Origin of the sequence: Mesorhizobium sp. M9A.F.Ca.ET.002.03.1.2, from assembly GCF_003952365.1 — a bacterium.
Taxonomy (GTDB): domain Bacteria; phylum Pseudomonadota; class Alphaproteobacteria; order Rhizobiales; family Rhizobiaceae; genus Mesorhizobium.
Genome location: NZ_CP034443.1, coordinates 2,178,621 through 2,198,963 on the forward strand (window position 1 = coordinate 2,178,621; position 20,343 = coordinate 2,198,963).

General features: G+C 63.3%; 18 protein-coding genes and 1 other RNA gene. 12 read left to right on the forward strand and 7 right to left on the reverse strand.

Going from position 1 to position 20,343, the window contains the following annotated elements:
* Positions 1 to 154: 154 nt before the first annotated feature.
* Positions 155 to 886 carry a cytochrome c family protein gene (locus tag EJ066_RS10785; RefSeq protein WP_126037507.1) on the reverse strand — a complete coding sequence of 244 codons (732 nt, stop codon included), beginning with the start codon at positions 884 to 886 and terminating at the stop codon, positions 155 to 157.
* A gap of 192 nt (positions 887 to 1,078) precedes the next feature.
* On the opposite strand from EJ066_RS10785, the gene EJ066_RS10790 reads away from it, so the two are divergent.
* Both EJ066_RS10790 and EJ066_RS10795 read left to right on the forward strand, forming a co-directional pair.
* Positions 1,079 to 1,807, forward strand: coding sequence for a 3-deoxy-manno-octulosonate cytidylyltransferase (locus tag EJ066_RS10790; protein WP_126037510.1), 729 nt, complete (start codon positions 1,079 to 1,081; stop codon positions 1,805 to 1,807).
* Between the two features lie 28 nt (positions 1,808 to 1,835).
* Positions 1,836 to 2,699 carry a prephenate dehydratase gene (locus EJ066_RS10795; protein ID WP_126037512.1) on the forward strand — a complete coding sequence of 288 codons (864 nt, stop codon included), beginning with the start codon at positions 1,836 to 1,838 and terminating at the stop codon, positions 2,697 to 2,699.
* Positions 2,700 to 2,969: 270 nt separating this feature from the next.
* On the opposite strand, the gene EJ066_RS10800 is transcribed toward EJ066_RS10795, so the two are convergent.
* On the reverse strand, positions 2,970 to 3,902 hold the full coding sequence (locus EJ066_RS10800; protein WP_126034559.1) for an IS110 family transposase: 933 nt from the start codon (positions 3,900 to 3,902) through the stop codon (positions 2,970 to 2,972).
* Between the two features lie 391 nt (positions 3,903 to 4,293).
* Between EJ066_RS10800 and EJ066_RS10805 the strand changes: the two genes are divergently transcribed.
* Entirely contained in the window at positions 4,294 to 5,097 is an 804-nt protein-coding gene (locus EJ066_RS10805; protein WP_126037514.1) for a hypothetical protein, read from the forward strand.
* A gap of 56 nt (positions 5,098 to 5,153) precedes the next feature.
* Here EJ066_RS10805 and EJ066_RS10810 read toward each other — a convergent pair whose 3' ends face one another.
* Together EJ066_RS10810 and EJ066_RS31280 are read right to left on the reverse strand one after the other, a co-directional pair.
* On the reverse strand, positions 5,154 to 5,639 hold the full coding sequence (locus tag EJ066_RS10810) for a hypothetical protein (protein ID WP_126037517.1): 486 nt from the start codon (positions 5,637 to 5,639) through the stop codon (positions 5,154 to 5,156).
* A 417-nt stretch (positions 5,640 to 6,056) separates the two neighbouring features.
* Entirely contained in the window at positions 6,057 to 6,233 is a 177-nt protein-coding gene (locus EJ066_RS31280; RefSeq protein WP_189644472.1) for a hypothetical protein, read from the reverse strand.
* Positions 6,234 to 7,111: 878 nt separating this feature from the next.
* Here EJ066_RS31280 and EJ066_RS10820 point away from each other — a divergent pair.
* Positions 7,112 to 9,133 (forward strand): hypothetical protein, encoded by a 2,022-nt coding sequence (locus EJ066_RS10820; protein WP_126037523.1) that lies wholly within the window; start codon positions 7,112 to 7,114, stop codon positions 9,131 to 9,133.
* A 708-nt stretch (positions 9,134 to 9,841) separates the two neighbouring features.
* Here EJ066_RS10820 and EJ066_RS10825 read toward each other — a convergent pair.
* Genes EJ066_RS10825 through EJ066_RS10835 form a run of 3 tightly spaced genes read right to left on the reverse strand, consistent with a single transcriptional unit; the run spans position 9,842 to position 11,577 of the window.
* The gene (locus EJ066_RS10825; protein ID WP_126037526.1) at positions 9,842 to 10,135 is read right to left on the reverse strand and encodes a Dabb family protein; all 294 of its coding nucleotides are present in this window, start codon (positions 10,133 to 10,135) and stop codon (positions 9,842 to 9,844) included.
* Positions 10,136 to 10,163: 28 nt separating this feature from the next.
* On the reverse strand, positions 10,164 to 11,105 hold the full coding sequence (gene nudC, locus EJ066_RS10830; RefSeq protein ID WP_126037529.1) for an NAD(+) diphosphatase: 942 nt from the start codon (positions 11,103 to 11,105) through the stop codon (positions 10,164 to 10,166).
* Positions 11,106 to 11,157: 52 nt separating this feature from the next.
* Positions 11,158 to 11,577 (reverse strand): HIT family protein, encoded by a 420-nt coding sequence (locus EJ066_RS10835; protein WP_126037532.1) that lies wholly within the window; start codon positions 11,575 to 11,577, stop codon positions 11,158 to 11,160.
* A gap of 354 nt (positions 11,578 to 11,931) precedes the next feature.
* Here EJ066_RS10835 and ffs point away from each other — a divergent pair.
* From ffs to EJ066_RS10875, 8 genes are all read left to right on the forward strand, one after another.
* Positions 11,932 to 12,028, forward strand: an RNA gene (ffs, locus tag EJ066_RS10840) — signal recognition particle sRNA small type.
* A 105-nt stretch (positions 12,029 to 12,133) separates the two neighbouring features.
* Positions 12,134 to 14,014, forward strand: coding sequence for a DNA polymerase III subunit gamma/tau (locus EJ066_RS10845; protein ID WP_126037535.1), 1,881 nt, complete (start codon positions 12,134 to 12,136; stop codon positions 14,012 to 14,014).
* Between the two features lie 29 nt (positions 14,015 to 14,043).
* Complete coding sequence (locus EJ066_RS10850; protein WP_126037538.1) at positions 14,044 to 14,367, forward strand: YbaB/EbfC family nucleoid-associated protein; 324 nt, start codon at positions 14,044 to 14,046, stop codon at positions 14,365 to 14,367.
* Between the two features lie 233 nt (positions 14,368 to 14,600).
* Entirely contained in the window at positions 14,601 to 15,008 is a 408-nt protein-coding gene (locus EJ066_RS10855) for a hypothetical protein (protein WP_126037542.1), read from the forward strand.
* 206 nt (positions 15,009 to 15,214) lie between these two features.
* Positions 15,215 to 16,192 carry a cell wall hydrolase gene (locus tag EJ066_RS10860; protein ID WP_126037545.1) on the forward strand — a complete coding sequence of 326 codons (978 nt, stop codon included), beginning with the start codon at positions 15,215 to 15,217 and terminating at the stop codon, positions 16,190 to 16,192.
* A 185-nt stretch (positions 16,193 to 16,377) separates the two neighbouring features.
* Positions 16,378 to 16,983 (forward strand): recombination mediator RecR, encoded by a 606-nt coding sequence (gene recR / locus EJ066_RS10865; protein WP_126037548.1) that lies wholly within the window; start codon positions 16,378 to 16,380, stop codon positions 16,981 to 16,983.
* A 178-nt stretch (positions 16,984 to 17,161) separates the two neighbouring features.
* Positions 17,162 to 18,439, forward strand: coding sequence for a lytic murein transglycosylase (locus tag EJ066_RS10870; protein WP_126043821.1), 1,278 nt, complete (start codon positions 17,162 to 17,164; stop codon positions 18,437 to 18,439).
* 253 nt (positions 18,440 to 18,692) lie between these two features.
* The gene (locus EJ066_RS10875) at positions 18,693 to 20,336 is read left to right on the forward strand and encodes an ABC transporter substrate-binding protein (RefSeq protein WP_126037550.1); all 1,644 of its coding nucleotides are present in this window, start codon (positions 18,693 to 18,695) and stop codon (positions 20,334 to 20,336) included.
* Positions 20,337 to 20,343 lie beyond the last annotated feature (7 nt).

Consider the following 20,343-nt stretch of genomic DNA (forward strand, 5'->3'; position numbering starts at 1 on the left):
CCTTCTCCTCTTTGCGATAGCTGTCGGACAATCTAGATCATTTGACGCTCATGAAAACCGCGACAGGCCGGCTTTGTCGCCGCACATGCGCTTTTCCCATTAAAAAAGCCGGGCTGAACCCGGCTTTTCTAGGGATATGTCCATGACAATTGCGTTATTGGGCCGGTGCCGCCGGTGCTTCACCCTCAGGCGGCTTGGCCGGCGCCTCGCCCTCGGCCGGCGCTGCACCCTCCGCGGGCTTGGCCGGTGCCGCACCCTCTGCCGGTGCTTCACCTTCGGCCGGCTTGGCCGGCGCCGCGCCTTCGGCGGGCGCTGCCGCATCGGCCGAAGCGCCAGGCGTCGGCAACGGCTTGGGACTGTCCGACAGCGTGCGCAGATAGGCGATGACGTTGGCGCGGTCCTCGTCCTTCGGCAGGCCGGCGAAGCTCATCGCCGTGCCCTTCACGAGCTTCTTCGGCGAGGTGAGGAAGTGGTTGAGGTTGTCGTAGGTCCACTTCTCGGCGCCGTCTTTGGAAAACTCCTTCATGCCGCCAGAATAGGCGAAGCCCGCATGCTCGGCGACCGGGCGGTCGACGATGTCCCACAGATCGGGGCCGACCTTGTTCGGACCACCCTTCTCGCCAGAATGGCAGGCCTGGCACTTCTTGAATACGGCGGCACCCGCTTCGGCATTGGCGTTGGCCAGCAGGTCGGCGATCGGCTTGGCTTCCGCCGCCGGGGCTGCCGGGCCGCCCTCGGCGGGCTCCTCGGTTGCCTCGATGGCGAAGCCGGGCTTTTCCGGTGTGGGGGAGGCGAACAGCGCATCGGACACAATGCCGACCGAGAAGACGACGAACACGGTTCCCAGCAGCCCGCCGATCAGCTTGTTGATTTCGAAAGAGTCCATACGCCCCAGGCTCCCTTTTCCGGCGGACCGATCCGTCCACTCCGTCCGTCGGTAATCGTGAACCACCTCGCGAGGCGGTCAAATCGGGCGGAAACTAGGTCTTTTGCTCTGGCGTTGCAACACCTATAAGGGCGCTTCCAGTGAGACCTTTTGCCACTTTTCCCGTCCTCTTTCGAACGCTTCGTCATCCCGATGTCCACGCTCATCCTCATCCCGGCCCGCATGGCCTCGACCCGCCTGCCGGGCAAGCCGCTGGCCGACATCGCCGGCGCTCCGATGATCGTCCATGTCGCCCGCCGCGCCGCCGAGGCCAGGCTCGGCCGGGTGGTGGTCGCCACCGATACGACAAGCGTCGCCGAAGCGGTGCGCGCGCACGGTTTCGAGGCGGTGATGACGCGGGCGGATCACGAATCGGGCTCCGACCGCATCTTCGAGGCACTGGCCACGCTCGACCCCGGGCGCAAGGTCGAAACAATCGTCAATGTCCAAGGCGACCTGCCGACCATCGATCCCGACATCATCAACGCCGCGCTGAGGCCTTTCGAGGATGCGGCCGTCGACATCGCCACGCTCGGCATCGAGATCGTCCGCGACGAGGAAAAGACCAATCCGAACGTCGTCAAGATCGTCGGCTCGCCGCTGTCGGGGACACGGCTGCGGGCGCTCTATTTCACCCGCGCCACGGCACCATGGGGCGAGGGGCCGCTCTATCACCACATCGGCCTCTATGCCTATCGCCGCGCCGCGCTCGAACGCTTCGTCGCACTGAAGCCGTCGCCGCTGGAACGGCGCGAGAAGCTCGAGCAGTTGCGGGCGCTGGAGGCCGGCATGCGCATCGACGCCGAGATCGTGCGGTCCGCACCGTTCGGCGTCGACACGCCGGACGACCTTGAACGCGCCAGAAGCATCCTTTCAACCTGAGACATTTGGTCAATCCGAGACATTTGGCATGCCTGAAAAAACCAACAGAATAGCCTTCCAGGGCGAGCCGGGCGCCAATTCCGACACCGCCTGCCGCAACATGTTCCCTGATATGGAGCCGTTGCCGTGCCCGACCTTCGAGGATGCCTTCAATGCCGTCGAGACCGGCAAGGCCGACCTCGCCATGATCCCGATCGAGAACACGATTGCCGGGCGCGTCGCCGACATCCACCATCTCCTGCCGGAATCGAAGCTGCATATCGTCGGAGAGTATTTCCTGCCGATCCATTTCCAGCTGATGGTCCTGCCGGGCGTCAGGCGCGACGAGATCAGAAGCGTGCACAGCCACATTCATGCGCTCGGCCAATGCCGCAAATACATCCGCAGGAACGGCTGGAAGCCGGTGGTCGCCGGCGACACCGCGGGCGCCGCCAAGCTGGTCGCCGAGCTGAAGGACCGCACCATGGCCGCGTTGGCGCCGGCGCTGGCCGCGACGCTCTACGGGCTCGACATCATCGAGGAGAATGTCGAGGACACCGACTCAAACGTCACCCGCTTCGTCGTGCTGACCAAGAACAGGCGATGGGCCGACCGCCCCTCCGCGGCCGCTAAAATGATGACTACGTTCATCTTCCGCGTCCGCAACGTGCCGGCCGCGCTCTACAAGGCGATGGGCGGCTTCGCCACCAACGGCATCAACATGACCAAGCTGGAGAGCTACCAGCTCGGCGCGTTCACGGCGACCCTGTTCTACGCCGACATCGAGGGCCATCCTGACGATCCGCTGGTCAAGCTGGCGCTCGACGAGCTTGCCTTCTTCTCGCGCGAAATGCGGATTCTCGGCGTCTATCCGGCCAGCGAATCGCGCGAACAATGGAAGGTGGCGGATTAGCGCAAGTTTTCTTGGCCAACGGCTGATTGGCTCTTTGAGGTCTTTTAGATTGGGCGGAGCCCCGTGTTTCGTCATCCTAGGGCGGAGCAGGAGCGAAGCTCCTCGCGGAGACCCTAGGATCCATGCCGTGTCTTTCGATCTGCACAGCGTTACTGAATTCCGCTTGTGACGTTGGGCAGCAAGGTTAATGAGACAGCACGCACTGTAGCGGATCAACCGCAATTCTAACCGCTGCGTTCTTCGGCCGAACTCACGGCATGGCAACTGTGTTCATGCGAATGCGGTTTTATCGCGGATGATGGCGTTGAGGACGACCAGGAGCTTCCTTGCGACGGCGATGATGGCCAGTTTCTTGGAGCCTGAGCGGGCTGCAAGGTCGGTGTAGAAAGCTCTGAAGCGGTCACAGGCTCGGATGGCGCTCAGCGCCGCCATATAGAGAGCCCGACGCACACGCGATCGACCGCCCTGGATCTGGCTCCTGCGTTGGAGCTTACCGCTCTTATTATCGAACGGGGCAAGGCCGGCGAGTGCCGCGATCGACTTAGGCGAGCGCTGGCCGAGCTCGGGCAGGTGCGCTAGGAGCGAGAGCGCGCTGATCTTGGAGACACCGGGCACGGAGATCATCAGCGTATAATCGCGGGCGGTGTCCTCGGATTGACGAATGACTTTGGCGATCCGGCTCTCGAGCGCTTTGATGCGTGTGTCGAAGCCGGCAATCATGTCTTCCAGCTCGGCAACGACAGTCTCCTCGAAGGCCTCACCGAGGAGCTTCTTCAGCCTTGCCCGCATATCGACCAGTTGGTCACGGTGACGGGCAAGCGATTGAAGTCGCTCGTTTTCTTCGCACGGCCCCGGCTCGGGTGCAGGCTGATAGCGGCGGCCATAGCCGCTCAGCATCCTGGCATCGAGACGATCCGTCTTGGCTCGCCGTCTCGTCGACTTGGCATAGGGGTGAGTGTGCGCCGGGTTGTGCCGGGAGAATGGAACGCCTGCCTTGGCCAGCGCGTGGCGCAGCAGCCGGTCATGGACGCCTGTCGCCTCCATGACGATGAAGTCTCGACTGGGGTCGAGGCCCGCCACATAGGCAGCGATCGCATCGGCCTGGTTGGCGATGCGCTGATATCGGTTGCTTGTCTCATCAAAAAAATCGAGCCACTGCTTGGAGATGTCGCAGCCGACATAGTTCTGCACTATCATGTCCATGCCTCTTCCTGTGGTGCGGGGTCTGCTTGGAACAGCCCCGTGCAACTGTTCAGGTTGATGGTTCACCGGTGGGAAGGGACCGGGCCATGCCACGGCCTGTCCGAAAGGACGACCAGGATCCACTCGGCCTCCTTCCCACTTCAAACCATACACCTGAACCAACACACAGGATCCTAGGGTCTACGCTCCGCTTCGCGTCGCTCCGCCCTAGGATGACGAAGTCATGGAGGCCCGCGATAATCTCAGATGTTGGCCGGCCATGGTTATCGTCTCGAATCTCAGCCTCAACCAAGCGCTCCTATTCGATCTCTAGAAACGGATCGTTTGCTCCCTCCGCGGCGTCCTGACGTAGCGCCTTGCCAGGTGACGTGCGCCGGGCGACATTCCTGCGATGTGGCTCCTGAAACTGACGCTCGCGGTCGCTGGATTGTATGCGGTCGTTGTCACGGTCGCGTATGTGCTTCAGTCCTGGCTGATCTTCCCGGCCGGCTTTGCGGCTTTCGGGCCCGATCTGCCGGCCGGGACCCGCCATGTCGAGCTGGCGACGGAGGATGGCGAGCGCGTCGTTCTGGTACGCCTGCCGGCAAGACAGGCGGTGGCCGAGCCGCGCCCGCTTCTGCTGGGATTCGCCGGCAACGCCTGGAATGCTGACGCGCTTGCCCTCATGCTGCACCAGCTGTTCCCCGAATATGAGGTCGCGGCGCTGCACTACCGCGGCTATGCGCCGAGCAGCGGAAGCCCGTCGGCCTCCGCCCTGTTCGAGGACGCCCGACGCGCTCATGACCACCTGGCCACCGATGCCAGAGCCGGCATCGTCGCCATCGGCCTCAGCCTCGGCGCTTCGGTTGCGGTCGATCTGGCGGCGGCCCGGCGGCTGCGCGGCATCGTCATGGTGACGCCCTTCGATTCGCTGAGCGAACTCGCCGCTCACCACTATCCCTGGCTGCCGGTGCGCCTCTTGCTGCGGCATCGCATGGAGGCGGCAAGAGCTCTGCGCCACCTCGATGTCCCCGCGGCCGTCATCATCGCCGAGCACGACACCATCGTCCCCGCGGCACGTTCGACACCCCTGCGCGACGCCGCCCGTAATCTGCGCAGCCACATCGCCATAGCGGCTGGCCATAACGACCTCTATGGCCATCCCGACTTCGCCGGCGCGCTACGCGCCTCCGTTGCGGCGGTCACGCACGATTGACGAGCAGTTCAGGCGCGCGCAAGGTGACGATCCAGGCCGGCCGGGCGACACGGCTGTCACTCGATCGCTTTGCAGGTTCCGAACGCGTTCAACACGCTGTGGTCCGAGGCCACGGTGAAGGAGGCCATCTCGTCACTTGTCGAACCCTGGATCGTCCAGCCGGTCGCCCCGTCGACGCCTTGAAGGATGAGGCTGTCGCCCGACTGAGCCAGGACACCGATCGTCGACACATGCGGCAGGCCGTCCGCATTGACCGACGCGATGATTTGCTGCTCGAAATGGATGAGAAAACGCGCCGGCAGTGGAACCTCGCCAAGCGCCTCGGCCGCACTGCAACCGGAACCTGTCTTGCAGAGGCGGGCCTCGGTAAAGGTACAATCGATCGGATGCGGCAATGGTTCGGTCCCGGCCGCCTGTTGACCCTGGGGCGCGGGTTGCTGTTCAGCAGGCGGTTGATTTTCCGGCGCGGGCTGCTGTGCGTTGGCGAAGCTGATGAGGCCGCCGGCGATCAGGACAGCGATGATTGGTGAAAGGATGTGCATTTGAAGCCTCCTATCCTTGGTGCAACGTTGAAGGCGACGACCGACGGATCTCGACGCGGTTTCGCCGGACGTCAGTACGGTTCATAGGGCGGATAGTAGGCAGGACGCCGGGGTGGAGGATAATAGTAGACGGAGGGGGGCGGCGGACGATAATAAGCTGGAGGGTAAGGTTGCCCGTAATAGTAGCGCGGGCGCGGGCGCTGCCGCGCGCTGACCGCGGCTCCCAATACCGCGCCGGCGACGAGGCCGGCTATCAGCGCGCCATCATGATTATGGTGGGCATGGGCTGGCGTCGACATCGACGCCGCCACGACGCTTACGGCGGTAAGCACCGGAATTGTGACTTTCAGCATCTCTCTCTTTCCTCTTTCGCCTCACTCGACTGCGCTATCTCCGGGCACTGACTGCGCCCGGAATTTACGGAATTTCTTCCTCGATCGCCTCGGCCAGCACGAATCTCAGCCGCCAGTCGTCATCGAGATCCCCGTAGTGATCGCGATCCCCGTAGTGGATGTCGTAGATGCGCCATTCATCGGCGCGCCGCGAGAGAACGGGACCGGCCTCGAGTACCGCCGCATTTCTTGCGATTGCCAACTTTGGCTGCCGCTTCACGTTCATTCTCGGCGGCATCCGCCTACGCAGAGAAGAATGCCCTGGCTCTAATGGTATGGGCCGGAATGGTATGGGCCGGGTCACCACGGCGTCCATCCTGTGATGGTCGCGCCAAGCAAGGGATTGACCGGATGACTGGATTCCGAAAAGGAACCCTGCAGACCAGCACCGCCGCTTGGCCGATCGGGCACCCCTCCACCTCTTCATGCACGTTATACGTGTTGCCTTCGAAAGAAAACCCCTTCGAATATCGAATCCCAGTTCTCGGACTTCGCAAAATGTCGCGAACGCGGACGACACTAGGTCAAGCGCAGCCCAGATCGCGATTGACCCCTCCACATCCCTGGCTTGCATGCGATCCCGGATCGGGAAAATCACCGTGACCATGGCGCACTGAGAGCTTCCTGGCGAAGGCAGGCGTCTCGAAGCGAGCCCTTTGGCCGTGTCGATGGTCCGTTCACCCTGGCCATCCGCTTTCCGTGCGCATCTCGGACTTGAGCGATGTGCTTCGATGCCTACTGGGGTCGAACTGCTCGTTCAGAGCGGTTGGATCCTAGCCCAGCGGCGCGTAGTCGATCTCGAGAAACGCCTCGACTTCCCGAACCCAGGCAGGTTGCCGAGGATCATGCCATAGGCGGAGAGAACGAGACGGGCCAATAAAGGACTAAATTAGAGGGTACTGTTATTTGCGCACCGACGTGGCAAACTCGATCCGACGATCGCAGCGCTGGCTGGCGTCACTCCTCCGGAAATATCCGTGAGAGCATTATCGGAGAGCGGCGCGTGCCGCAGCGGGTGTTGATCGGCCGGAACGGCTACCGAGACCACGCTCAGGTCGCTGAAACCAGAGAGGTATCCCCATGGCTCTCCTTCCCGACTTTGCCGCCGCCACGTTCGGCAATTCCACGAATATCGACAACACGTTCTTCCCGTTGCCCGGAGGCACCATCAATAGCTACGGCGCCGCGCTTATCGATCCCGAGACCGGCGAGGAGGAGACGGAGCGCAACGATCACTTCCCCACGTTCGAGACGAAGATCATCGAGGGCGTCGAGACGGTCGTCGTCCGCGATACGGCCTATGCTGACGGCGTTCTCGTCGAGGACACGCTCGACTGGTACGCGCAGGCCGATGACGGCAACGTCTGGTATCTGGGCGAGATCGCGACGAACTACAACTACAACGACGAGGGCGAGTTCATCGGGACCGACTTCGGCGGATCATGGGAGGCAGGCGTCGATGGGGCCGCGCCGGGATGGATCATGCGCACGGCACCGATGCCGGGCGACAGCTATTTCCAGGAGTTCTACGCCGGCGTGGCGGAGGACGAAGGCGAGGTAATTGCGACCGGTCTCGACGTCGAGACCGACTTCGGTTCCTTTCACGGTGTCGTCAAGATCCTCGACACTTCGGGGCTGGAGCCCGGCGTGGGCGCCTACAAATACTTCGCGCCCGGCATCGGCCTAGTGTTGGAGGAGGAGGTGGTGTTCTCGGAGGATGAGCCCGAGCTCGTCATCGAGATCCAGAACAGGCGTGAGGTCGACGTCTCCGCCCCCGTCGATCCGACAGAGCTCGCCTTCGCGGGGGACGGCGCTGCCAAGACCATCACCTTCCTCAGCGAGGACGCGAGCACCAACGGCGCGATCGGCGCCTATACCTTCGACACAGCGACGGGCGAGATCGGCGAGGCGCGCATCCTCTTTGCCGACACCGAGGACGTCGAGGCCAGCGCGAAGGCGACGATGACAGTTGCGGCCGGGCAGTCGCTCGGCCTGTTCCTCATCCCGGATGTCGAGGATCTCGGCCTCGAGCTCGAGGACTACGCAGACGGCGGCCTCTACTTCCGCGACTTCACCTCAGGTGATGTCGCCGACGTTTACGACGGCGACGACGCGACGACCTACACGCCTGGCCCGGCCACCATCTACGACCGGCTGGCGCCGGTCGTCACCGACGCCGACGGCAACCTGCTGCCGATCCGGGCGTTCCATTCGGTCGGCAACCGCGACGGCTTCAACTTCCTGAACCCGGTGGCCGGCGAGAACGCCCTTGCAAGCGATATCGACGACGGCCTCGCCGGGGTCGAGGTGGTGAGCTTTGAGGATGGCCTGGCCAGCACCGAGGACTTCGACGGCGATTTCGACGATGCTTTCGTTGCCGTCAGCGATGCGCCGCTCAGCGGCGAAACAGTCAATGCCCTGGTTGAAGCAACCGGCATCAGCCGGCGGGTCGGCACGGACGGCTCGGATCGGCTCGTCGGAACCGATGAGGACGATCAGCTCATCGCGCTGGACGGCAATGACGTGATCCGGGGTCGCGGCGGTGATGACCAGATCGAGGCCGGCGGCGGCAACGATCGCGCCTATGGCGGCGCCGGCGATGACGAGATCTCCGGCGAGGAGGGGCACGACCGGCTGTTCGGCGGCGAGGGCGACGACGAGATCGATGGCGACGAGGGCCGCGACAGAATCCAGGGCGATGCCGGCGATGATGAACTCGCGGGTGGCGAGGGCAATGACCGGCTCTTCGGCGGCGATGGCTTCGACGAGCTCAAGGGCGGTGAAGGCGACGACCGGCTCTGGGCCGGCGGCGACGGCGCGCGGATGTCCGGCGGCGCGGACGACGATACCCTCTTTGGCGAGGCCGGCGCCGAGGACGTCTTTGTCTTCGACCTGATACCTTTCGGCAGTGACCTGATCCGGGGCTTCGAGAACGGCGCCGATCGCATCGAGATCGCGACCTATACGGGCGTCGAGAGCTTCGAGGACGTCGCCGTCACGCAGGACGGACTGTCGACCGTGCTGAGCTTCGCGGAGGGAACCGTAGAGATCGCCAATTTCGACTCCGCGGTGATCGATGCCTCCGATTTCTTCTTCGTCTGACGCGCGGGCGGGGCGCGGTCCCCCTGGCCGCGCCGTTGTCTCGCCGATTGGAAGGAGGACCCGCCGCGCCTATGATGGGTGTGCTCCAGGCGCAGCAGGGATAACCCGTTCGTGAAGGTTCATCGAAGACGATACCGAGTCCGCCGATTGGTCAGACGGTACTTGCTCCGCGGTCATTGGCGTTAACCCTGCGACACTTCACCCGAAAATGAATCCCGTGGCCGAAGGGCCCGCAGCACAATGGCAGGCGGCGCCAATCAGCGGCCTTTTCCCGAGGAATCTCATGACGCGCAAGCACGCAGTTCCAGCCGCCCAACCAGAGGCAGCCGGTGCGGCCACGCGAAACGCATGACAAACGTCAGCTCACGACCCCATTCCGGACCACTACGCATGCGACGGCCAATGTCGCGTACGGATCATGGATGTGAATTCGACTGCTTTGCTCAATCGATCAGCTTGTCGACCTGTCGGGCATCCGTACGCATCTACGGCGCCAAAGCATGATCCCCGCGCAAATTGCCCCAGCTATTGATGTCGCGGGTATATTAGTGTCGAAAGTGCGCCATTGGTACCGATCATGATCCCTGCTCGACTGCAGCCGGATGGGGTTCTGTAGATCAACTCTGGGCTCAAACCATCCGTCTGTTGTGCGGCTGGTCAAGACTGCAACGGGTCGAACTTGCTCGTTCCGAGCAATTGGATTCTGATCTAGCTCAGCGGCTCGTAGTCGATCTCGACAAACGCCTCGACCTCCGGGACCCAGCGGTCGCGAACGAAGGCGACGTGGTCGGGATGGTCGTTATAGCGGGAATAGGCAGCCTGGTCGGCGAACTCCATCGAGAAGCCGAAGCGATAGTCGTTCTTCGGGCTGACCTGCCGCAACTGCTCGAATTTCTCCACGCCAGGTACGGCCGCCAGCACTTTGGCGTCGGCGAGGAATTTTGCCTCCTCGGTCGAGCCCTCCTTGTGCTTCAGCCTGAACACCACCGTATGACGGATCATTCTTTTTGCTCCCCCGATGTTTTACTGGTTATTCGCTGTCTGCCCAGGCACGGATGAGATTATAGGCAATCGCCCCCTTCGGCGGCGTGACCAGGCCGCCCGGATGCTCGCGGGCCAGCATCGAAAGCACCTCGTCGCGATAAAACCAGCGGCAGTCTTCCAGCTCGTTGAGGTCGGCCTGGATGTCGTCGTCGAGCGGTTCGCCGAAGCAGCCGATCATCAGCGAATAGGGAAACGGCCAGGGCTGGCTGGCGTGGTAGACGACGCGGCCAAGCCGGATGCCGGCTTCCTCCAGCGTTTCGCGGCGCACCGCCGCCTCGATCGTCTCGCCCGGTTCGATGAAGCCGGCAAGTGCCGAATACATGCCCGGCGCGAAGTGCCGGCCGCGGCCGAGCAGGCACTTTTCGCGCGTCGCCGTCAGCATGATCGCCACCGGGTCGGTGCGCGGAAAATGCTCGGTGCCGCAGGCCGGGCAAAGCCGCTTGTAGCCGCCGGCCCGCATCTCGGTTACGGTGCCGCATTTGCCGCAGAAGCGGTGGCTCGCATGCCAAGCGAGCAGCGCTGCCCCTTGCGCCATCGCGCCGGCCGCCGCCTCGTCGATCAGCCCCTGCATATAGACCGAGCGATAGTCGATGGCCTTGATCGTCTCCGGCATTTGTTCGGGATCGATGCCGGCCGGCACGGCGAGCACCGGGCTGCTGTCGGAGAAGCCGAGCAGGATGCCATGGTCTAGCGACGCCTGGAGCGACTGGCTTTCGGCGGCAGTGAACCAGGGGTCGAAGCCACCATCGCCGAGCTTCAGGTAGAGCCGGCCGCCGTGCATCAGCAAGAGCCTGGCCGAGGGATCGGCGAGTGCCTTTTCGACGGAATCGTCGGCGCGGTTTTCGGATTGCCGGTCGATCATGTTGCCGGCGAAGCCGACGAACTGGCTCGGCTCGCGCAAGGGCGCGTCAAACAGGCGGAAGCTCATCGCGGGGCTCAAACTTCAGGGGACTCAACTTCAGGACGGACACGGGAGAGGCTTATAGCGCCGCCTTTATCTGTTGCGCAAACCGGCGAAGCTCCGAGCGCTGGTAGGGCTCGCGCATGCCGTGGCCCCACACCGGGCCCGGCCAGCCGGGATCGCCTTCCGTGCGCGCAATGACGTGGACATGCAACTGGCGCACGATGTTGCCGAGCGCGCCCGTGTTGATCTTGGTGCAGCCGGTCGCCTTCTTCAGCGCCTGCGCCACCATGTTGGTCTCGAAGGTCAGCATCGCCTGGTCGAGCGGCGTCAAATCGTGGATTTCCTCCGCGCCGGGCCGCTGCGGCACCAGAAGCAGCCACGGCCAGCGGCGGTCGTTCATCATCCGCAGCTCGCACAGCCCGAGCCACATCAGCTGCTCGCTGTCCGCCTCCAGCCGGGCATCCAGGGTGAATCCGGCCTTGAGGCCCGGCAACATCGGCGTTTCCTTCACTTTTGTAGTGTTTTTGAACTTCTTGGACGCTAGAGCGGCTGCCGGGGGGCTGCAAGAGGGTCGCAAGCGAATCATTGGCCGATCGCGGCGCTGATTGTTCGACGAAGAAAAGCCGAAGCGACATCCGATCTCTCCCGCGAGGGGGATCGGCAGCGTCGTCGAGGATGCCTATTTGTTCTTGCTTTGTGCCGGCACTTATGCTAGTAATTCCGATATGGTGCTGATTTGCGCCGATGACCCGCCGCAGAGGCGGGTTTTTTGTTTCGGGTTTCGAACCATCCCTTGCTGATTGATCCTGCGCCCTTGCATTTCTTCGCCGAATTGCCGATATGGAATGCGGGAGGTTGGTGGTGGACGATCCACTCGCCAACCGGGTCAGGTCCGGAAGGAAGCAGCCCTAACGAGCCCGGAACGGGTCATTGTTCCAGCCTCCCGCCTCTTCGCCTTTCTCCCGCGACATTGACGGCGCCAAGCCCTGCGGGCGAAACTATGCGCAGGAATCGGCCGCCTGCAGGCGCGGCCCTTGGAGCTTTACGGGCGAATGAGCGAAGCCGGAAATTCGGGAACCGAAAAGGCCGCCGCCTATCGCGTTCTGGCGCGCAAATACCGTCCTGCGAATTTCTCCGAACTGATCGGCCAGGAGCCGATGGTCCGCACACTCACCAACGCCTTCGCCACCGGCCGCATCGCCCAGGCCTGGATGCTGACCGGCGTGCGCGGTGTCGGCAAGACGACGACGGCGCGCATACTCGCGCGGGCCCTGAACTACAAAACATCGACCGTCGACCAGCCTTCGGTCGATCTTGCCGTGCTGGGCGAACATTGCCAGGCGATCATGGAAGGCCGCCATGTCGACGTCATCGAGATGGACGCCGCCTCGCACACCGGCATCGACGACATCAGGGACATCATCGAGCGCGTGCGCTACGCGCCGGTGTCCGCGCGCTACAAGGTCTACATCATCGACGAAGTGCACATGCTTTCCACCCAGGCCTTCAACGGCCTGCTGAAGACGCTGGAAGAGCCGCCGCCGCACGTCAAATTCATCTTCGCCACCACCGAAATCAGAAAAGTTCCGATCACCGTCTTGTCGCGTTGCCAGCGCTTCGACCTCCGGCGTATCGATGCCGGCGCGCTGGTCGCGCATCTCGCCTCGATCGCCGCCAAGGAAGGCATCGCGGTCGACGACGACGCGCTGGCGATGATCGCCCGCGCGGCAGAAGGCTCGGCGCGCGACTCGCTGTCCATCCTCGACCAGGCGATCGCCCATGGCAGCGGCGCGGTTGGCGCCGAAGCGGTGCGCGCCATGCTCGGGCTGGCCGACCGCGCCCGCATCGTCGACCTGTTCGAACATGTGATGAAGGGCGATGTGGCGGCCGCGCTCGCCGAATTCCGCGCCCAGTACGACACCGGCGCCGATCCGGCCGCGGTGCTGACCGACCTTGCCGAGTTCAACCACCTCGTCACCAGGCTGCGCTTCGTGCCGACCGCCCTCGATGACGCCTCGCTGTCCGAGGACGAACGCCGGCGCGGCGCCGATTTCGCCAAGGCTCTGTCGGTCAGAGTGCTGTCGCGGACCTGGCAGATGCTGTTGAAGGGCATTCCCGAGGTGCAGTCCTCGAACCGGCCGGTCAGTGCCGCCGAAATGGTGCTGATCCGGCTGGCACACGCCGCCGACCTGCCGACGCTGGACGAGGCGCTGAAATCGCTGGAGGGCGGAGCATCGGTGCGCAATGGCGTGCCGCGCTCGAATGGAGCGCCCGCAAGCTCTGGCCCAGCAAGTCCGGTTCCCCCAAGTCCGGGCCCCTCAAGTCCCGGCCCCGCAAGTCCCGGCCCCGCAAGTCCCGGTAATGGCGGCGGCGCCAGTGCGGTGGCGCAGACGCGGATGCCGACGGCCAATGGCGGCGCGCAGACCATGCGGCTGGTCGAGGCCGAGCCGATGCCAGCAGCCTTGGTGGCAGTGCCGGAGCCGGTCGCGGATGCGCCGCCGGTGCCGGTGAAATCGCTGGCCGACATCGCCGCCCTTGCCGATGCGCAGCGCGACATGGCCTTCAAGGTGCTGGTGAAGCGCTGCATGCGCCTCGTGCGCATCGAGCCCGGCCGCATCGACGTCAGCCTGACCGATGACGCGCCGAAGATGCTGCTCAACGATCTGACCGCCAAATTGCGCGCCTGGACCGGCCGCAGCTGGCTGGTGTCGCTGTCGAAGGAAGAGGGCGGCCAGACGCTGGCCGAGATGGAATCGACCAAGCGCGAAAACGCCCTCCTCGATGCCAAGAGCGACCCGACTGTCGCCGCCATCCTGGCGCGTTTTCCCGGCGCCAGGATCATCGACGTACGCATTCCCGATGCACCGGAAGCCGACGCGGTCGAGGCCGAAGTTCCGGTCGAGCCGGCGGCGGACGACGACGACGAAATCTGATACAGCATCAATTTGTAGAGGACCACGCGATGAAAGATATTCTCGGCCTGATGGGCAAGGCGAAGGAAATGCAGGCCAAGTTCCAGGCCATGCAGGACGAGATCGCCACGCTGGAAGCCACCGGGCAGGCCGGCGGCGGCCTGGTCAGCGTGACGCTGACCGGCAAATTCGAGATGAAGGCGCTGAAGATCGACCCGTCCCTGTTCAAGGAGGACGAGGTCGAGATTCTGGAGGATCTGCTTCTCGCCGCCCACAATGACGCCAGGGTCAAGGTCGAGCAGATCATGCAGGAAAAGACCCAGGCACTGACCGCGGGCCTGCCGATACCGCCGGGAATGAAGCTGCCGTTCTAGCATCGGACCCAAACTGGGTACCGGTTTTGGGAAAATCCGATGCTCAAACAAAAGATAGGGCGGCGGTAGTACCATTCGATTATGAAAGTCCGCCGCACTAATGCATGTCGCGCAAAAGTGTGCAGTGGTTTTGCGATAACGACATGCATAAAAACAAGAACTTAAAGCGCGTCGCATGAATCCGTTCAAACGCGACGCGCTTTAGATCCGGACTTCAGCGTTTCAGCGGCGCCATGACCGAAGAGCCATCAGCCAGGTTGATAGAGCAGCGCGTCCGGAACAGGATCTATGACATCCTGGAAATTCTGGCCGACTGCGATACCGGCGTGGATCTCGTTGGAATCAACGGCTATTTTCATCTCTTCGACGATTTCCTCCATCACCCGTCCATCGAATCCGGCGTGTCGGTTCTGTCGAAGGCCGAACGCGCGATCGTGCTGGAAATCGCCGATTTCCTGGAAGCCGCCTGCGCGGCGACCCCTGACTTCACCAGGGCCGAGTTCATCGAGAGCGGCTGGCCGCGGCAGATTGCGCCCAAGGCACGGGATGCGCGGGCGCTGTTCCTGAGACGCGGTCTGTTTTCGGAGGAATTCGACGAGTCCGAGCCCGGGCAGCCGGTCGTCGTGCCGACAGGCAGGTAGAGCGGCCCGTCCCATCGCTTTAGGTTTTTGTTTTTATGCACGTCGTTGTCCCCCCGAGGTCACTTTTGGGCGACATGCATTAGCCCCCAGATGTGCCGATTTGGCCACTCTCGTCGTTTAATAACGCTTTAGCCATCTTTTTGCCTGAAAGTGTCTCATTCTTGCCGCAGCCAGGGGCGGGCCGGCGACAGAATGAGGGGATACTTTTGATCGCGACCCGATGGAAGGCGCCATTGTTGCTCGGCGTCATCACCTCTCCGCTGTTTTTGGCCGCCTGCAGTCAGACCACCTCGCACGGCATGTCCGTGGCCAGCCTGACCGATGCCGTCAGATCCCGGCCCTACAGTCACACACGGAAGGACAAGGAGTGCCTCCAGCGCGCGATGTTCTTCGAATCCAACCGGTCGAGCCGTGACGGCATGGTTGCCGTCGGCACGGTGGTCATGAACCGGCTGCGGTCCGGCAAGCACGGCAACACCATCTGCCAGGTGGTCGGCGAGCGCGGCCAGTTCGCGCCGGGCGTGATGACGCGGCGGATGAATTCGAAGGCGCTGCCCGATGTCGAGGAAGCCGCCGAGGCGGTGCTCAAGGGCGAGCGCAAGGCCAAGCTGAAGAACACGATGTTCTTTCATACCGCCGGCCTGCGCTTCCCCTACAAAAACATGCACTACACCATGGTTGCCGGCGGCAATGCCTTCTATGAAAAGCGCGGCCGGAACTGGAAACCGTTGCCGGATGAGCCCACGGTCGCGATGGCACAGGCCACGCCGCGGGCGCCGGCGCGCGCCGCGCCCGTGACGCTCGTGGCTTCCGCGGCGCCGGCAGCTAAGGCAACATCCGCCCGGGCGACATCCGCTGAAGCAACACCTGCCGAGACAAGGCCGATCGAGGCAACCTACGTGACCGCAGCCGCACCGCAGGCGGCAAAGCCGATGAAGGCGACCTTCGTGAAGGCGACCTTCGTGAAGGCGATCCCTGCGGAGGCTACCGCCGGGAAGGCGACGCTTGTGGCGATGCAGGAGCCGGACGCGGCCCGTTTCGGCGGCACGGCCGGCGCGCAACCTGTCGCGTCATTCCAGGCGACGCCGGCCGAGCCGACGATGTCGTTTGAATCGACACCCGAGAACACCGACGCCATCGGCGCGATGATCGCCGGCCAGGCCCGGCCGCTGGAAGCATACTGACGGCAGCAGCATCTTTACGCGTTGAACAGGCAGCTGGCCGCTGGAGTGTTCCAAAGCGTGCGGAAAAATCCTAGAGCCTGATCCATTCCGATCATGATCGGAATGGGGCTCTATCTTCTTGTTTGACCATGATCTTTTCCGAAAACCGGTTTCCACTTTTCGGGATCATGGTCTAAACCGATGCGATGTCGAAGCGAATCGCCGGTCCCGAGATCGAACGCCTGATCCAGCTTCTGGCCAAGGTGCCGGGGCTCGGTCCCCGTTCGGCCAGGCGGGCAGCGCTCCATCTCATCAAGAAGAAGGAGCAGCTCTTGTCGCCGCTCGCCGCCGCCATGAGCGAGGCGGTCGACAAGGTGCGCATCTGCTCGACCTGCGGCAATGTCGATACGTCCGACCCCTGCATGATCTGCACCGATCCGCGCCGCGACGCCGGCACGCTTATCGTCGTCGAGGACGTGGCCGACCTGTGGGCGCTGGAGCGGGCGGCCGCGATGAATGTCCGCTACCATGTGCTCGGCGGCACGCTGTCGCCGCTCGACGGCATCGGCCCCGAGCAGCTCAACATCCGCTCGCTGGTCGACCGTGTCGCCGGCGGCGATGTCAAGGAGGTGATCCTCGCCGTCAACGCCACGGTCGAGGGCCAGACCACCGCGCATTATCTCACCGACCAATTGTCCGGTTTCCCGGTCAAGGTGACGCGGCTGGCGCATGGCGTGCCGGTCGGCGGCGAGCTCGATTATCTCGACGAAGGCACGCTGGCCGCGGCGCTGCGCTCACGGACGGCGTTTTAGCGAGGTTGCGAAGGAGGATGCTTCTGAGATGACTGCATTCCTTCGCGCCCCCCTGTGTCCTGCCGGACATCTCCCCCACAAGGAGGGAGATTGGCTGTCATCGAAGGCTTCGCTTATCTCCAACGTTGAAGAGAAGGCGCGGTCGGTGCAGCTGCCAATCTCCCCTCAAGTGGGGGAGATGTCCGGCAGGACAGAGGGGGGCGCGACGGAACGCGGACTTTGCAAATTGGCCGTCGCGTTCTTTCTGACCGCACTGACTGCCTTCCTCCTCGCCACCCCCGCCTCCTCCGCCAAAATCGACGAACAGTTCCGTACCTGGCTGCAAGGCGATCTCTGGCCTGAAGCCCGGGCCAAAGGCATTTCCAGAAAAACCTTCGACGCTGCCTTCGACGGCATCAAACCGAACCTAGAGCTGCCCGATCTGGTGATGCCGGGCAAAAAGGCGGAGACGCCGCGGAAGCAGCATCAGGCGGAGTTCGGTTCACCCGGCGCCTATTTCGCCGAAAAGACGGTTCGCGCGGTCACCGCCGGCGGGCGCGCGCGCAAGGCGGCCAATGCCAGGACGATTGCTGCGATCGAGAAGCGTTACGGCGTGCCGGGCGATGTGCTGCTGGCGATCTGGGGCCGCGAGAGCGGCTTCGGCGCGGCCAAGATGCCCTACGACGCCTTCGAGGTGCTGGGCACCAAGGCGTTCATGGCGACCAGGAGGGATTTCTTTCGCACCGAGCTGATGGCGGCGCTCGAGATCGTCGAGCGCGGGCTGGCCCCGGTCGGCGCGATGAAATCGTCCTGGGCAGGCGCGCTCGGCCAGCCGCAATTCATGCCGACATCCTTCCTGAAGCATGCCGTCGATTTCGATGGCGACGGCCGGGCCGACATCTGGAATTCGAAACCCGACACGCTGGCCTCGATCGCCAACTACCTCGTCCACTACGGTTGGGTGAAGGGCCGCGACTGGGGCTTCGAAGTGACGGTGCCGGAAGCGGTCTCCTGTTCGCTCGAAGGTCCGGACCAGGGCAAGAGGATTTCCGAATGGGCTGACATGGGCATCAAGCGCGTCGCGGCAAGACCATTTCCGGCGCGCGAGTTGAAGGCGGAAGGCTTTCTCTTGATGCCGGCCGGGCGCAGTGGTCCAGCCTTCATCGTCACGCCCAATTTCTACGTGCTGAAGGAATACAATACCAGCGATCTCTACGCCCTGTTCATCGGCCACGGCGCCGACCGGATCGCCCATGGCGACAGCAATTTCTCGGGCAGCTGGGGCGCGGTCGGCGGGCTCTACAGATCGGACATCGCCGCCCTGCAGCGGGCGCTGGAGGCCAAGGGCCACGATGTCGGCAGCGCCGACGGACTACCTGGTTTCAAGACACGCCGTTCGATCGGCAAATGGCAGGCCGGGAACGGTCGCGCCGCCACCTGCTTTCCCGACGCCGATCTGGTCACCGCGTTGAAGTAACTGCAACATCAGCGGATTTGCTGATCGGAGACGGTGTTAGTCGGCGTTTGTGCCCGCTCGCCGCGACTGCTCTGGTACAACGCGCTGTCTTGCAAATGCTCGTTGCCGGCTTGGAAACCGCCGGATATGGTAATGGACCAACTGGACAAAAAATTGCCAAGGCAACCGGTCCAGGGGCTATCGTTCAGCCCGGCAAAGAACGCAACAACCTGAGCCGGGAACTCAGGCCAACACAAACAGGGAACAGTCAAAAATGATGATGGAAAAGTTTGCTCTACGCTCCCGCTTCCTGCTTGCGGGCGCGGCCATGTCCGCGCTGCTTCTGGCCGGCGCACCGGCCTTTGCGGTCACGCCCGCCGACACGCTGGTCGAGGGTTTCGCCATCGACGACATCATCTCCATGGATCCGGGCGAGGCGTTCGAATTGTCGACCGCCGAGGTCACCGGCAACACCTACGATCTTCTTGTCCGTCTCGACTTGAGCGATACCTCCAAGGTCAAGGGCGATCTCGCCGAAAGCTGGAGCGCCTCCGACGATGGCCTGACCTACACCTTCAAGCTCAAGCCCGGCCTGAAGTTTGCCTCGGGCAATCCGATCACCGCGGCCGACGTCGCCTATTCGTTCGAGCGCGCCATCAAGCTCGACAAGAGCCCGGCCTTCATCATCGGGCAGTTCGGCATCGATGGCGGTAACGTCACCGAGAAGGCCAAGGCCGTCGATGACACGACGTTCCAGTTCACCGTCGACAAGGCCTATGCGCCGAGCTTCGTCCTGAACTGTCTGTCGGCAACCGTCGCCTCGGTCGTCGACGCCAAGCTGGTCAAGGAACACGTCGCGGCGGTCACGCCAAGCGACGACTACAAATACGACAACGACTTCGGCAACGCCTGGCTGAAGACCGGCTATGCCGGCTCCGGCCCCTACAAGCTGCGCGAGTGGCGGGCCAACGAGGTCGTCGTCATGGAGCGCAACGACAATTATCACGGCGAAAAGGCCAAGCTCGCCCGCGTCATCTATCGCAACATGAAGGAAAGCTCGGGCCAGCGCCTGGCGCTGGAGGCCGGCGACATCGACGTTGCCCGCAATCTCGAGCCGAACGACCTCGACGCCATCGCCAAGAACGCCGATCTCACCACCACCAGCGCGCCGAAGGGCACGGTCTATTACATCAGCCTCAATCAGAAGAACCCGAACCTCGCCAAGCCCGAGGTTCGCCAGGCCTTCAAATATCTTGTCGACTATGATGCCTTGAGCTCGACCATCCTCAAAGGCATCGGCGAGATCCACCAGACCTTCCTGTCCAAGGGTGTGCTCGGTGAACTGGACGAGAATCCGTTCAAGCTCGACGTTGCCAAGGCCAAGGAACTGCTTGCCAAGGCTGGCCTCGCCGATGGCTTCAGCGTCACCATGGACGTACGCAACACCCAGCCGGTGACCGGCATGGCGGAATCGTTCCAGCAGACGCTTGGACAGGCCGGCATCAAGCTGGAGATCATCCCCGGCGATGGCAAGCAGACGCTGACCAAATACCGCGCCCGCAACCACGATATGTATATCGGCCAGTGGGGCCAGGATTATTTCGATCCGAACTCCAATGCCCAGACCTTCGCCTCGAACCCCGACAATTCGGATGAAGGCAAGACCAAGACCCTGGCCTGGCGCAACGCCTGGGACATTCCGGACTTGACCAAGGAAACGGAAGCGGCCCTGCTCGAGAAGGATTCGGCCAAGCGCGCCGCGATGTACCAGGATCTGCAGAAGAAGATCCTCGAAACCAGTCCTTTCATCATCGTTCACCAGCAGCTGGAAGTCGCCGGCCTGCGCAAGAACCTCAAGGGCTTCGCGCTTGGCCCGAGCTTCGACACCAACTTCGTCGGCCAGATATCCAAGGAGTGATGCCGGC

What these genes read in the sequence shown, in the direction of transcription:
- EJ066_RS10785 (WP_126037507.1), bottom strand. Translation starts at nt 886, where the DNA reads ATGGACTCTTTCGAAATCAACAAGCTGATCGGCGGGCTGCTGGGAACC.
- EJ066_RS10790 (WP_126037510.1), top strand. Translation starts at nt 1,079, where the DNA reads ATGTCCACGCTCATCCTCATCCCGGCCCGCATGGCCTCGACCCGCCTG.
- EJ066_RS10795 (WP_126037512.1), top strand. Translation starts at nt 1,836, where the DNA reads ATGCCTGAAAAAACCAACAGAATAGCCTTCCAGGGCGAGCCGGGCGCC.
- EJ066_RS10800 (WP_126034559.1), bottom strand. Translation starts at nt 3,902, where the DNA reads ATGGACATGATAGTGCAGAACTATGTCGGCTGCGACATCTCCAAGCAG.
- EJ066_RS10805 (WP_126037514.1), top strand. Translation starts at nt 4,294, where the DNA reads ATGTGGCTCCTGAAACTGACGCTCGCGGTCGCTGGATTGTATGCGGTC.
- EJ066_RS10810 (WP_126037517.1), bottom strand. Translation starts at nt 5,639, where the DNA reads ATGCACATCCTTTCACCAATCATCGCTGTCCTGATCGCCGGCGGCCTC.
- EJ066_RS10820 (WP_126037523.1), top strand. Translation starts at nt 7,112, where the DNA reads ATGGCTCTCCTTCCCGACTTTGCCGCCGCCACGTTCGGCAATTCCACG.
- EJ066_RS10825 (WP_126037526.1), bottom strand. Translation starts at nt 10,135, where the DNA reads ATGATCCGTCATACGGTGGTGTTCAGGCTGAAGCACAAGGAGGGCTCG.
- nudC (WP_126037529.1), bottom strand. Translation starts at nt 11,105, where the DNA reads ATGAGCTTCCGCCTGTTTGACGCGCCCTTGCGCGAGCCGAGCCAGTTC.
- EJ066_RS10835 (WP_126037532.1), bottom strand. Translation starts at nt 11,577, where the DNA reads ATGTTGCCGGGCCTCAAGGCCGGATTCACCCTGGATGCCCGGCTGGAG.
- EJ066_RS10845 (WP_126037535.1), top strand. Translation starts at nt 12,134, where the DNA reads ATGAGCGAAGCCGGAAATTCGGGAACCGAAAAGGCCGCCGCCTATCGC.
- EJ066_RS10850 (WP_126037538.1), top strand. Translation starts at nt 14,044, where the DNA reads ATGAAAGATATTCTCGGCCTGATGGGCAAGGCGAAGGAAATGCAGGCC.
- EJ066_RS10855 (WP_126037542.1), top strand. Translation starts at nt 14,601, where the DNA reads ATGACCGAAGAGCCATCAGCCAGGTTGATAGAGCAGCGCGTCCGGAAC.
- recR (WP_126037548.1), top strand. Translation starts at nt 16,378, where the DNA reads ATGTCGAAGCGAATCGCCGGTCCCGAGATCGAACGCCTGATCCAGCTT.
- EJ066_RS10870 (WP_126043821.1), top strand. Translation starts at nt 17,162, where the DNA reads ATGTCCGGCAGGACAGAGGGGGGCGCGACGGAACGCGGACTTTGCAAA.
- EJ066_RS10875 (WP_126037550.1), top strand. Translation starts at nt 18,693, where the DNA reads ATGATGATGGAAAAGTTTGCTCTACGCTCCCGCTTCCTGCTTGCGGGC.